This window comes from Nocardioides sp. Z50_6 (genome assembly GCF_058215755.1).
The window spans coordinates 64,319-77,012 of the sequence record NZ_JBZAJB010000005.1 but is presented as its reverse complement, the minus strand read 5'-3'; the positions used below and the strand labels follow the sequence as shown (position 1 = coordinate 77,012).

Annotated in this window: 10 protein-coding genes and 1 pseudogene; 4 read left to right on the top strand and 7 right to left on the bottom strand. The window is 72.5% G+C overall.

Features of this window, described 5'->3' with window-relative positions; translation table 11 throughout:
- Positions 1-2: 2 nt before the first annotated feature.
- The 6 genes from gap to AC4BGE_RS13070 form a co-directional block, all read right to left on the bottom strand.
- Positions 3-998 carry a type I glyceraldehyde-3-phosphate dehydrogenase gene (gene gap, locus AC4BGE_RS13095; protein ID WP_490571442.1) on the bottom strand — a complete coding sequence of 332 codons (996 nt, stop codon included), beginning with the start codon at positions 996-998 and terminating at the stop codon, positions 3-5.
- A gap of 129 nt (positions 999-1,127) precedes the next feature.
- Positions 1,128-2,114: a DNA-binding protein WhiA gene (gene whiA / locus AC4BGE_RS13090; protein ID WP_490571443.1), complete on the bottom strand. Its 987-nt coding sequence runs from the start codon at positions 2,112-2,114 to the stop codon at positions 1,128-1,130.
- Between the two features lie 22 nt (positions 2,115-2,136).
- Entirely contained in the window at positions 2,137-3,096 is a 960-nt protein-coding gene (locus AC4BGE_RS13085; protein ID WP_490575574.1) for a gluconeogenesis factor YvcK family protein, read from the bottom strand.
- Between the two features lies 1 nt (position 3,097).
- The gene (gene rapZ, locus AC4BGE_RS13080) at positions 3,098-3,961 is read right to left on the bottom strand and encodes an RNase adapter RapZ (RefSeq protein WP_490571445.1); all 864 of its coding nucleotides are present in this window, start codon (positions 3,959-3,961) and stop codon (positions 3,098-3,100) included.
- A complete protein-coding gene (gene uvrC, locus AC4BGE_RS13075; protein ID WP_490571446.1) occupies positions 3,961-5,925 on the bottom strand; it encodes an excinuclease ABC subunit UvrC in 1,965 nt (654 codons plus the stop codon). The genes rapZ and uvrC overlap by 1 nt, the downstream gene beginning before the upstream one ends.
- A gap of 15 nt (positions 5,926-5,940) precedes the next feature.
- Positions 5,941-6,363 (bottom strand): Rieske (2Fe-2S) protein, encoded by a 423-nt coding sequence (locus AC4BGE_RS13070; RefSeq protein WP_490575573.1) that lies wholly within the window; start codon positions 6,361-6,363, stop codon positions 5,941-5,943.
- Between the two features lie 134 nt (positions 6,364-6,497).
- Here AC4BGE_RS13070 and AC4BGE_RS13065 point away from each other — a divergent pair, with 134 nt between their 5' ends.
- Positions 6,498-7,817 carry a tetratricopeptide repeat protein gene (locus AC4BGE_RS13065; protein WP_490575572.1) on the top strand — a complete coding sequence of 440 codons (1,320 nt, stop codon included), beginning with the start codon at positions 6,498-6,500 and terminating at the stop codon, positions 7,815-7,817.
- A 13-nt stretch (positions 7,818-7,830) separates the two neighbouring features.
- On the opposite strand, the gene uvrA is transcribed toward AC4BGE_RS13065, so the two are convergent.
- A complete protein-coding gene (uvrA, locus tag AC4BGE_RS13060) occupies positions 7,831-10,686 on the bottom strand; it encodes an excinuclease ABC subunit UvrA (protein WP_490575571.1) in 2,856 nt (951 codons plus the stop codon).
- A gap of 101 nt (positions 10,687-10,787) precedes the next feature.
- On the opposite strand from uvrA, the gene AC4BGE_RS13055 reads away from it, so the two are divergent.
- From AC4BGE_RS13055 to trxA, 3 genes and pseudogenes are all read left to right on the top strand, one after another.
- Positions 10,788-11,471, top strand: a complete 684-nt coding sequence (locus tag AC4BGE_RS13055) for a maleylpyruvate isomerase family mycothiol-dependent enzyme (protein ID WP_490575570.1) — start codon at positions 10,788-10,790, stop codon at positions 11,469-11,471.
- Positions 11,472-11,503: 32 nt separating this feature from the next.
- A complete protein-coding gene (locus AC4BGE_RS13050; protein ID WP_490575569.1) occupies positions 11,504-12,205 on the top strand; it encodes an MBL fold metallo-hydrolase in 702 nt (233 codons plus the stop codon).
- Positions 12,206-12,307: 102 nt separating this feature from the next.
- Positions 12,308-12,667 (top strand): annotated as a pseudogene (trxA, locus tag AC4BGE_RS13045) (thioredoxin); the annotation flags it as partial.
- Positions 12,668-12,694 lie beyond the last annotated feature (27 nt).

The following is a 12,694-nucleotide window of genomic DNA, read 5'->3' as shown; positions in this document are numbered from 1 at the left end:
GGTCAGAGGGTGCTGCCGACGTGGTCGATCAGGTCCACGAGGCGGTTGGAGTAGCCCCACTCGTTGTCGTACCAGCCGATGACCTTGACCTGGTTGCCGATGACCTTGGTCAGCGGGGCGTCGAAGATGCACGACGCCGGGTCGGTGGTGATGTCGGTGGAGACGATCGGGTCGGTGGAGTACTTCAGGAAGCGTCCGTCGGCGGCCTTCTCGATCGCGGCGTTGACCTCCTCCACGCTGGTCTCGCGGCCGGCCTCGAAGGTGAGGTCGGTGGCGGAGCCGGTGGGGGTGGGCACGCGCAGCGCGAAGCCGTCGAGCTTGCCCTTGAGCTCGGGGAGGACCAGACCGATCGCCTTGGCCGCACCGGTCGAGGTGGGGACGATGTTGAGCGCGGCGGCCCGGGCCCGGCGCAGGTCCTTGTGGATGTTGTCCTGCAGGTTCTGGTCGGCGGTGTAGGCGTGGATGGTCGTCATCAGGCCCTTGACGATGCCGAACTCGTCGTTGAGCGCCTTCGCCATCGGCGCGAGGCAGTTGGTGGTGCAGGAGGCGTTGGAGATGACGTGGTGCTTCTCCGGGTCGTAGAGCTCGTGGTTGACCCCCATCACCACGGTGATGTCCTCGTTCTTGGCGGGCGCCGAGATGATGACCTTCTTGGCACCGCCGTCGAGGTGCGCCTTGGCCTTCGTGGCGTCGGTGAAGAAGCCGGTGGACTCCACGACGACGTCGACACCGAGGTCGCCCCACTTGAGGTCGGCCGGGTTCCGCTCGGCGAAGGCGGCGATCTCCTGGTCACCCACCCGGATGGCCGACTCGGTGGACGAGACGTCGGCGTCCAGCCTGCCGAGGATGGAGTCGTACTTGAGCAGGTGAGCCAGCGAGGCGTTGTCGGTCAGGTCGTTGACCCCGACGATCTCGATGTCGGCACCCGAGGCGCGCACGGCGCGGAAGAAGTTGCGGCCGATCCGGCCGAAGCCGTTGATTCCCACACGGACAGTCACAATTGACTCCTGGAGTAGCGATGGTCGACGAGCGTCCACGACCCTATCGCGCGCACCTCAACACCTACCCCGGGGCATCCTCGATGGACCTCGGACCGTCCTCGACGGGGGCCGGAGTGGCGCCTGGATTCAGGCTTCCTCGGCGAGCATGTCGGGGGTCAGCGACGCCTCGGTGTCGGGGATGCCGAGCTCCTCCGCGCGCTTGTCGGCCATCGCCAGCAGCCGCCGGATCCGGCCGGCGATCGCGTCCTTGGTCAGCACCGGCTCGTGCAGCTGGCCGAGCTCCTCCAGGGAGGCCTGCTTGTGCTCGAGGCGCAGGTGGCCGGCGAGCTTGAGGTGGTCGGGCACCTCGTCCCCGAGGATCTCCAGGGCGCGCTCGACGCGGGCGCCGGCGGCGACGGCGGCCCGCGCGGAGCGGCGCAGGTTGGCGTCGTCGAAGTTGGCGAGGCGGTTGGCGGTCGCCCGGACCTCGCGGCGCATCCGCCGCTCCTCCCAGGCCATCAGGGTCTCGTGGGCGCCCAGGCGGGTGAGCAGCGCGCCGATCGCGTCGCCGTCGCGGATGACCACGCGGTCGACCCCGCGGACCTCGCGGGCCTTCGCGGAGATGCCGAGCCGACGGGCCACGCCCACCAGGGCGAGGGCGGCCTCCGGGCCCGGGCAGGTGACCTCCAAGGAGGAGGACCGGCCGGGCTCGGTGAGGGAGCCGTGGGCCAGGAAGGCGCCGCGCCACGCGGCGACGGCGTCGCAGCCACCGCCGGAGACCACGGCGGGCGGCAGCCCGCGCACGGGCCGGCCGCGCGGGTCGAGCAGGCCGGTCTGCCGGGCCAGCGCCTCGCCGTCCTTGACCACCCGGACCAGGTAGCGGCTGCCCTTGCGCAGGCCGTTGCCCTGGACCATCACCACGTCGGACTGGTGCCCGTAGACCTCGGAGACGTCGCGGCGCAGCCGTCGGGCCGCCGCGCCCGTGTCGAGCTCGGCCTCGACCACGATCTTGCCGCTGACGATGTGGAGGCCGCCGGCGAACCGGAGCATCGAGGCCACCTCGGCCTTGCGGCAGCAGGTCTTGGTGATCGCGGTGCTGGCCAGCTCTGCCTTCACCTGTGCCGTCATCGCCATGGGGCAGATCCTGCCATGTGGGTCAACGACCCGTGGGCGACTCCCCCACACTGGCCAGCACCGTGCGCAGCGCGGCCGCGAGCCGCGCGGGGTCGTGGGCGCTGCCGCCCGGCTCGGCGGCGACGTCGGCGACCACCAGCTCCCCGTGCAGGGCGCGCACCTGCTCGGCGAGCTCGGGGCCCGAGGCGCCGACCGCGGACGTGTCGGCCAGCACGGTGTGGACCCGGAGCTCGGGCGCGAGCTCCCTGAGCACCGCCAGGTGGTCGGCCGGGCTGAAGCCGCCGGTCTCGCCGTCCTGGGGCTGGAGGTTGAGCACGACGACCAGCCGCGCCCCTCGCGAGACGATCGCCCGGCGCAGCTCCGGGAGGAGCAGGTGCGGGATCACCGAGGTGAACCACGAGCCCGGCCCCAGCACCACCCAGTCGGCGTCCTCGACGGCGCGCAGCGCCTCGAGGCACGTCGGGGGCTCCGGGGGCGACAGCGCCACCGACCTGATCCGGCCCCGCGCGGTCGCCACCTCCACCTGCCCGTGCGCCACCTCCGGGCCGTCCGGGCCCTCCACCTGGGCCGTGATGTCGATGGGCACGGTCGACATCGGCAGCACCCGGCCCCGGGCGCCCAGCAGCCGCCCGACCATGTCGAGCCCGGCCACCGGGTCGCCGAGCAGGTCCCAGAGACCGACGATGAGCATGTTGCCCAGGGCGTGACCCCGCAGCTCGCCGTCGCCGTCGAAGCGGTGCTGGAGGACCTGCATCCAGGTGCGACCCCAGTCGTCGTCGCCGCACAGGGCCGAGAGGGCCATCCGCAGGTCGCCGGGAGGCAGCACGTCGAAGTCGCGGCGCAGCCGCCCCGACGAGCCCCCGTCGTCGGCGACCGTGACGACGGCGGTCACCTCGCGGGCGACCTCACGCAGCGCCGACAGGCTGGCATGGAGCCCGTGCCCCCCACCGAGCGCCACGACGGAGGTGTCGAGGCGCTCCACGTCACTCCCGCCCGAGGTCACGGTGCATGGCCCGTACGTCGTACCCGGACGCGGAGAGCCGGGCGACGACCTCCTCGGTCATCGCGACGCTGCGGTGCTTGCCGCCGGTGCAGCCGACGGCGATGGTCATGAACCTCTTGCCCTCGCGCTGGTAGCCGGTGGCGGCGATCTCGAGCACCGGCAGGTAGCCGGCCAGGAACTCCGCGGCGCCCGGCTGGTTGCGCACGAACTCGGCCACCGGCGCGTCGCGCCCGTTCTGCGGCCGCAGCTCGGGGATCCAGTGCGGGTTGGGCAGGAACCGCATGTCGGCGACGAAGTCTGCGTCGACCGGGATGCCGTACTTGAAGCCGAAGCTGACGACCTGGACCTTCAGGCTCCGCGCCGCGGGCGAGCCGAAGTGCCCGGCGATCCGGTCGGTCAGCTGGTGCACGTTGAGGGCGGTGGTGTCGATCACGAGGTCCGCTCCGCCGCGGATCTCCTCGAGCACCTTGCGCTCCCTGGTCAGTCCGTCGATCAGGCGACCGCTGCCCTGCAGCGGGTGGGGCCGCCGGACGGCCTCCTGGCGCCGCACCAGCACGTCGTCGCTCGCGTCGAGGTAGACCAGGCTGGTCGGCCGCCCGGTGGCCTGCTGGTGCCGGTTGGCCGCGAGGCTGGTGAAGAAGGACCCCGACCGGACGTCGACCACCACGGCGATCGGCTGGCTGGTCCCCCTGCTGTCGTCGACCAGGCGCACCACGTCCCGGACCAGGGTCGGAGGCAGGTTGTCGACCACGAAGTAGCCCAGGTCCTCCAGCTCCTTGGCCGCGGTGCTGCGCCCGGCGCCCGTCATCCCGGTGATGATCACCAGCTCGGCCGGCTGCTTCATCAGTCCTCCTCGATCTCGCCCGTGGCGGTGTTGATCCGTGGTCCGGCGCTGCGCCCCGGTGTCGCGGCCACCGCCTCCTTGATCGCCGTGGCGGTGGCCGGGCCGATCCCGGGCACCTGGGCGATCTGGGCGACGTCGGCCTGCCGCAGCTTCTTCAACGAGCCGAAGTGTCGCAGCAGCGCCTTGCGGCGCACCTCGCCGAGCCCCGGCACGTCGTCGAGCACGCTCTCCACCATGGTGGCCGACCGGCGGGCCCGGTGGTGGGTGATGGCGAAACGGTGGGCCTCGTCCCGGATGCGCTGGAGCAGGTAGAGCCCTTCGCTGGTGCGCGGCAGGATCAACGGGTCCTCCTCGCCGGGCACCCAGACCTCCTCGAGCCGCTTGGCCAGGCCGCAGACCGGGACGTCGTCGATCCCGAGCTCGGCCAGCGCCTGGCGCGCGGCGCTCACCTGCGGCGGTCCGCCGTCGACCACCACCAGCCCCGGGGCGTAGGCGAACTTGCGCGGCCGCCCGGTGTCCGGGTCGACCAGCATCGGCCCGGAGTCGGTCACCACCTCGGTGGAGCGCGCCTGCTCGTCGAGCAGCCGCCGGAACCGGCGGGTGATCACCTCGTGCATGGAGGCCACGTCGTTCTGGCCCTCGACGCCGCGGATCACGAACCGCCGGTACTCCCCCTTGCGCGGCAGGCCGTCCTCGAAGACCACCATCGAGGCCACCACCTCGGTCCCCTGGAGGTTGGAGACGTCGTAGCACTCGATCCGCAGCGGGGCCTCCTCGAGGCCGAGCGCCTTCTGGATCTCCTCCAGCGCCAGGTTGCGGGTGGTCAGGTCGCTGGCACGCTTGGTCTTGTGCAGCGCCAGGGACTGGGCGGCGTTGCGGGCCACCGTCTCCATCAGCGCCTTCTTGTCGCCGCGCTGCGGCACCCGGACCCTCACCCGGCTGCCGCGCAGCGAGCTGAGCAGCTCCTCCATGGTGCCCACGTCCTCCGGGAGCTCGGGGACCAGGACCTCGCGGGGGATCGACTCCGACTCCCCGCCGTAGAGCTGGAGCAGGAACTCCTCGACCAGGTGGGCGGTGCCGCCCTCGGCCATCCGGTCGGCGACCCACCCGCGCTGGCCGCGGATGCGCCCGCCCCGCACGTGGAAGACCTGGACGGCCACCTCGAGCGGGTCCTCGGCCAGGGCCACCACGTCGGCGTCGGTGCCGTCGCCCAGCACCACGGCCTGCTTCTCCAGGGCCTTGTTGAGGGCCCCCAGGTCGTCGCGGAGGCGGGCCGCCTTCTCGAAGTCCATCGCCTCGGAGGCGGCGTACATCTCCCGCTCGACCCGCTTGACGAACGCCGTGGTGTTGCCGGCCATGAAGTCGCAGAAGTCCTCGACGATGCGCCGGTGCTCCTCGGCGCTGACCGCTCCGACGCACGGTGCGCTGCACTTGTCGATGTAGCCCAGCAGGCAGGGCCGGCCGATCTGTGCCGAGCGCTTGAAGACCCCCGCGCTGCACGAGCGCATCGGGAAGACCCGCAGCAGCAGGTCGACGGTCTCGCGGATCGCCCACGCGTGGCCGTAGGGACCGAAGTAGCGCGTCCCCTTCTTCTTGGCCCCGCGCCCCACCATCACCCGGGGGAACTCCTCGCCCACGGTGACCGCCAGCCAGGGGTAGGACTTGTCGTCGCGGTACTTGACGTTGAAGCGGGGATCGAACTCCTTGATCCACGAGTACTCCAGCTGGAGCGCCTCGACCTCGGTGCGCACCACCGTCCACTCCACGCTGGCCCCGGTGGTCACCATCGAGGCGGTGCGCGGGTGGAGGTTGCCGATGTCCTGGAAGTAGGAGGACAGTCGGGAGCGGAGGTTCTTGGCCTTGCCGACGTAGATCACGCGGCCGCGCTTGTCCCGGAACCGGTAGACCCCCGGCTGCGTCGGGATCGTCCCTGCCGCGGGACGGTACGACGCGGGTTGAGCCATGCGCCCAGCCTACGGTCAGGCCATGGTGATGGTGTCCCCGGTGACGGTGATGTCCACCTCGGGCAGCGCCGTCTTGGCGGGTCCCTCGAGCACGGAGCCGTCCTCGAGCGAGAAGCTGCTGCCGTGGCAGGTGCAGGGGATGTGCCCCTCGCTGCTGGAGGAGACGGTGCACCCCTGGTGCGGGCACACCGCGGAGAAGCACTTGAAGGTCCCCTCGGTGGGCTGGGTGACCACCACCTTGCGGTCGGGGTAGACCGCGCAGGCACCGACGGCCACGTCGCCGGTCGAGCCGAGCACCTCGCCCGCCTTGGTCTCCGGCAACGGGGCCACCCGCTCCGAGCGCGACTCGTCGCCGCAGGCCGCCAGCAGCGGCGCCCCCACCCCGGCCGCCACGGCACCTCCGAGCGCGCGGCGTCTGCTGATGCCCTGGGTGCTCACGGCGGCTCCTTGAGGGTCGAGGGAGGAGGACCGACCGCAGACTAGCGCTCGGCCCAAGCCGGCCCCGGCCGGACGCCGGGACGGGACACGCCGACAGGCTCCCCAATTAAAGTCGAGTCAGTTACTCTCCTTTCATGCCGTGTCACGACCCGTTCGGGCTCCCCCTCACCACGAGCCCCGAGGCAGCGAACGCCTGGTCGGCGGGCCTGCTGCGCCTGCTGAAGCTCGAGCGGGGAGGCGCGGAGCTGGTCTCCCAGGCCCTGGCCCTGGACCCCACCTTCGCCCTGGCCCACTCCACGCTCGCGCTGCTAGCCCACGAGATGTGCCTCCCGGTCGACCTGCCCGCCCGGCTCCGGGACGCCGAGCTGCACGCCCGGCGCGGCACCGACCGTGAGCGCTCCCACGTGCACAGCGTGCTGGCGCACGTCGCCGGCGACTCCGCTCCCCTGCTCCGCCACCTCGCCGAGCACCCCCGCGACGCCCTGCTGCTCTCCTCCGCGGTGCCCACCATCGCCTTCGCGGGCGTCACCCAGGTCCCCGCCGAGGCGTGGGCGATCGTCGAGGGCGCGGCCCCGGCGTACGGCGACCACTGGTGGTGCCAGGGGCTGCTGGCCTTCGTGCGGCAGGAGCAGCGCCGCTTCGACGACGCGATGGAGCTCGCCTGCCGCTCCCTGGCGGTGGAGCCCTCGGCCGGCCACTCGGCCCACGCCCGCGCCCACGCCCACTACGAGACGGGCGACCACCGCGACGGACTCGCCTGGATGGACTCGTGGGTGGCCGGCGACGGCAGCTCCGCGGTCGACCTCAGCCACTTCTCCTGGCACGCGGCCCTGCACGAGCTCAGCCTCGGCGACACCGCGGCGGTGCGCCGGCGCCACGCCACCCAGCTGGGCCCGGACCGGGCCCTGGGCTGCCGCGCCCTGGTCGACACCGGCTCCCTGCTCCTGCGGTGGGCCCTGACCGCGGACGGCGAGGAGGTGCCGGGCCTCGACGACGTGATCGCCTCGGTCGGCCGTGACACCGTGCTCAGCCCGCCCACCCCGTTCGTGGCCATGCACGCGGCCGTCGTCCTGCTCGCCACCGAGGACGTCGCGGGGCTCCGGGCGCTGGCGCGGCACAGCGAGCGCCACGCCCACCCCGTGCACCGCGAGGTGGTGGCCCCGGTGGCGCACGCGCTCGTCGTCCTGGCGCGGGGCCTGCCCGGGCTCGCCGCCGACTGCCTCGAGGCCGTCGCGGACCGGACCTGGCGACTGGGAGGCTCCGACGCCCAGCGCGAGGTGCTCGAGGAGATCAGGATCGCCGCCCTGCTGCGGGCCGACCGCCTCGACGAGGCCCGTCAGGTGCTCGACGACCGGCTGGACCGGCGCGAGTCACCTCGCGACCGGGCCTGGCGGGGCCGGTGCACGAGGAGCGGGCACCGGCACCACGCCCCGACCGGGACGACCACCGTCTGACGCGGCAGCACCCTCAGCGGCGCAGGACGCCGTCGAGCAGCGGCGCCAGGAACCTGCCGGTGTGACTGGTCGGGTCGGCGGCCACCTGCTCGGGGGTGCCCTCGGCGACCACCATCCCGCCGCGGGACCCGCCCTCGGGACCCATGTCGATGATCCAGTCGGCGGTCTTGATGACGTCGAGGTTGTGCTCGATGACCAGCACGGTGTTGCCCTGGTCGACGAGGCGGCCCAGCACCAGCAGCAGCTTGCGGATGTCCTCGAAGTGGAGACCCGTGGTCGGCTCGTCGAGGACGTAGACGGTCCGTCCGGTGGAGCGCTTCTGCAGCTCGCTGGCCAGCTTCACGCGCTGTGCCTCGCCGCCCGACAGGGTGGTGGCCGGCTGCCCCAGCCGCACGTAGCCCAGCCCCACCTCGGTCAGCGTCTTCATGTGCCGGGCGATCGCGGGCACCGCGGCGAAGAACTCCGCGGCCTCCTCGATCGGCATGTCGAGCACGTCGGCGATCGTCTTGCCCTTGTAGTGGACCTCCAGCGTCTCCCGGTTGTAGCGGGCGCCGTGGCAGACCTCGCAGGGGACGTAGACGTCGGGCAGGAAGTTCATCTCGATCTTGATCGTGCCGTCGCCCTGGCACGCCTCGCAGCGGCCGCCCTTGACGTTGAAGGAGAACCGGCCCTGGAGGTAGCCGCGCATCTTGGCCTCGGGGGTCTGCGCGAACAGCTTGCGGACGTGGTCGAAGACACCGGTGTAGGTGGCCGGGTTGCTGCGCGGGGTGCGGCCGATGGGCGACTGGTCGACGTGGATGACCTTGTCCACCTGGTCGATCCCGGTGATGGTGCGGTGGCGTCCGGGCACCGTCCGGGCGTTGTAGATCTGCTTGGCCAGGGAGGTGTAGAGGATGTCGTTGACCAGGGTCGACTTGCCCGAGCCGGAGACGCCGGTGACGGCGGTGAACATGCCCAGCGGGAAGGCGACGTCCACGTTGCGCAGGTTGTGCTCCTTGGCCCCCTTGACCACGAGCTCGCGGCCCTTGGTGCGGGGCCGCCGCACGTCGGGCACCGGGATCTCCCGCCGGCCGGAGAGGTAGGCGCCGGTCGCGGAGTCGGGGTGGGAGAGCAGGTCGGCGACCGACCCCGAGTGGACCACCTGGCCGCCGTGCTCGCCGGCACCGGGACCGATGTCGACGACCCAGTCGGCCGCCCTGATGGTGTCCTCGTCGTGCTCCACCACGATCAGGGTGTTGCCGAGGTCGCGGAGCCGCACCAGGGTCTCGATCAGCCTCATGTTGTCGCGCTGGTGCAGCCCGATCGAGGGCTCGTCGAGGACGTAGAGGACGCCCACCAGTCCGGCGCCGATCTGGGTGGCGAGCCGGATGCGCTGGGCCTCGCCGCCAGAGAGCGACCCGGACGGCCGGTTGAGGGAGAGGTAGTCGAGCCCGACGTCGAGCAGGAACTGGAGCCGCTCCTGGATCTCCTTGAGCACCCGCTCGGCGATCTGCCGCTCCCGGTCGCTCAGCTCCACCGAACGCAGGAAGTCCGCGGTCTCGTTGATCGGCAGGGCGCAGAGCTCGGCGATCGAGAGCCCGCCCAACGTGACCGCCATCGAGACCGGCTTGAGCCGGCTGCCCTGGCACGCGGGGCACGGCACCTCGCGCATGAAGCCCTCGAAGCGCTCCCGGCTGGTGTCGGTCTCGGCGTCCTCGTGGCGCCGCTCGATGTACTGACCGACCCCCTCGAACTCCGCGTAGTAGGAGCGCTGGCGGCCGTAGCGGTTGCGCGTCACCACGTGCACCTTGGTCGGGTGCCCGCGCAGGATCGCCTTGCGCGCCTTGGCCGGGAGCTCCTCCCAGGGGGTGTTGAGGTCGAAGCCGAGCTCGTCGCCCAGGGCGCCCATCAACCGCAGGAAGTAGTCGGCCACGTGGGCGCCGCTCCACGGCTGGATGGCCCCCTCCCCCAGGGTGGCCTGCGGGTTGGGCACCACCAGCTCGGGGTCGACCTCCATCCGGGTGCCGATGCCGTGGCACTCCGGGCAGGCGCCGAAGGGCGAGTTGAAGGAGAAGGAGCGCGGCTGGAGGTCGTCGGTGTCGATGGCGTGGTCGTTGGGGCAGGCCATCCGCTCCGAGAAGCGGACCTCGCGCCCGGGGTCCGACTCGTCGAGGTCGACGAAGTCGAGCACCACCAGGCCGTCGGCGAGCTGGAGGGCGGTCTCCACCGAGTCGGTCAGCCGCCGCTTGGACGACTCCTTGACCGCCAGGCGGTCGATGACCACCTCGATGTTGTGCTTGCGCTGCTTGTCCAGCGTGGGCGGCGCGTCGAGCTGGTGGGTCTCCCCGTCGACCCGGGCGCGGCTGAACCCCTGGGACTGCAGGGCGCGGAAGAGCTCGACGTACTCGCCCTTGCGTCCGCGGACGACCGGGGCCAGCACCTGGAACCGGCGGCCCTCCTCCATGGCGAGCACCCGGTCGACGATCTGCTGCGGCGTCTGCCGCTCGATCGGCGCCCCGCAGGTGGGGCAGTGCGGACGCCCCGCACGGGCGTAGAGGAGGCGGAGGTAGTCGTAGACCTCGGTGATCGTGCCGACCGTGGAGCGGGGGTTCTTGGAGGTGGACTTCTGGTCGATCGAGACCGCGGGCGAGAGCCCCTCGATGAAGTCGACGTCCGGCTTGTCCATCTGGCCGAGGAACTGCCGGGCGTAGGCGGAGAGCGACTCCACGTAGCGGCGCTGGCCCTCGGCGAAGATCGTGTCGAAGGCCAGGGACGACTTGCCGGAGCCGGAGAGACCGGTGAAGACGATCAGGGAGTCGCGCGGCAGGTCGAGCGAGACGTCCTTGAGATTGTGCTCCCGGGCACCCCGGATGATGAGCTGATCGGTCACAGAAGGATCCCCACACGTCGTTCGAACACGTGTTCGCCATGTTACCAAGCGGGGCCAAGAACGGGGAGCCGCCCCGGAGCCCGGGGGTGTTGAATGTCACCATGACCGTGTCCGAGCAGCTGCAGGCCGAGACCGCCGCCCTGGTGCGCACCGTCGACTCCCTCGACGCCCCCATGCTGGCCGCGGACTCCGGTCTGCCCGGCTGGAGCCGGGCCCACGTGGTGGCGCACCTCGCCCTCAACGCGGAGGGCCTGGCCCGCGCCGTGGAAGGGGCCCGGCGGGGCGAGGCGGTCCCCCAGTACGCCTCCGCGCAGGCGCGCGACACCGACATCGACGAGCTCTCCTCGGCCGGCCTCGCCGAGCTGCGCGCCCGGTTCCTGGCCAGCACCACCGTGCTGGGCGACGCGCTGGGGGCGGTCCGCGGGGACGAGTGGGACACCCGACTGGAGTGGGCGCCCAGCGCGACCACGTTCACCGTGGCCCAGGTGCCCGCGAAGCGGCTGGTCGAGGTCGCCCTCCACCACGTCGACCTGGCCGCCGGCCGGCAGGTCGCGGACCTGCCCGCCGAGGTCGCCGGGACGGTCCTCGACGTGCTCGCCCCCCGCCTGCGCAGGCAGGCTCCCCTGACCCTGCGCGCCACCGACCTGGGGCGCACCTGGTCCGCCGGCGAGGGTGGACCCGCCGTCTCCGGCCGGGCCGCGGACCTGGCCTGGTGGCTGAGCGGACGCGGGGCCGGCGAGGGGGTCCACGCCCCCGACGGCCTGCCGCCCCTGCCACCCTGGTGACCCGGCGAGAGACCAGCAGGAATCGAGGAGACATGGACGACCCCACCGGCGCGCACCCCCAGGACGACTACACCGGGGAGGTGACCCCAGGCGGCCCCCCGCAGACCCGCGAGCTCACCCACCTGTCGATCACCAAGCTGGCCGTCGACCCGGAGATGAGCAACAACTGCTACCTCCTGCGCTGCCGCGCGACCGGCACCCAGCTGCTGGTCGACGCGGCTGCCGAGGCCGGGCGGCTGCTCGAGCTGGTCGGCGACGCCGGCCTGGAGTCGGTGGTCACCACGCACCAGCACTGGGACCACCACCGGGCGCTCGCCGAGGTGGTGGCCGCCACCGGCGCCCGGGTCCTGGTGGGAGCGCCCGACGCGGCGGCGGTGACCGAGCAGACCGGGGTGCCCGTCGACCGTCGGCTCGAGGACGGCGACCGGGTCCGGGTCGGCGACGCCGAGCTGGAGGTGGTCGCGGTGGCAGGGCACACCCCCGGCTCGGTCTGCCTGCGCTACGACGACCCCGAGGGCCACTCCCACCTCTTCACCGGCGACTGCCTCTTCCCCGGCGGCGTCGGGTCCACCTTCGGCGACCCGGCCGCCTTCACCCGGCTGCTCGGCGACGTCGAGGAGAAGATCTTCGACCGCCTGGGGGACGACACCTGGTTCTACCCCGGCCACGGGGACGACGGGCGCCTCGGCGAGCAGCGGCCCGACCTGGCGCAGTGGCGGGCCCGCGGCTGGTGAGTCCGCGGGGGCCGGGGAGGACGCCTGACCCCGGCCGCCGGCCCCCTGGCCGTCCTCAGCCCCCGCCGGCTCCTCACCCCGCCGGCGGGTAACGTCGAAGCCATGGCAACACGTGAGCTGACCCAACAGGACTTCGAGACCGCCGTGACCGCCCCCGGCATCGTGCTGGTCGACTTCTGGGCCGAGTGGTGCGGCCCGTGCCGCCAGTTCGCCCCCGTCTTCGAGAAGGCCTCGGAGAAGCACGACGACATCGTCTTCGCCAAGGTCGACACCGAGGCCCAGCGGGAGCTGGCCGCGATGGCGCAGATCACCTCGATCCCCACCCTGATGGCCTTCCGCGACGGCATCCTGGTCTTCTCCCAGCCGGGCGCGCTGCCGCCCCCGGCCCTGGAGCAGCTGATCGACGGGGTGCGCAGCCTGGACATGGACGACGTGCGCCGTCAGGTCGCGGAGGCCGAGTCCGCCGCCGAGGTCGACCTCGACCAGTTC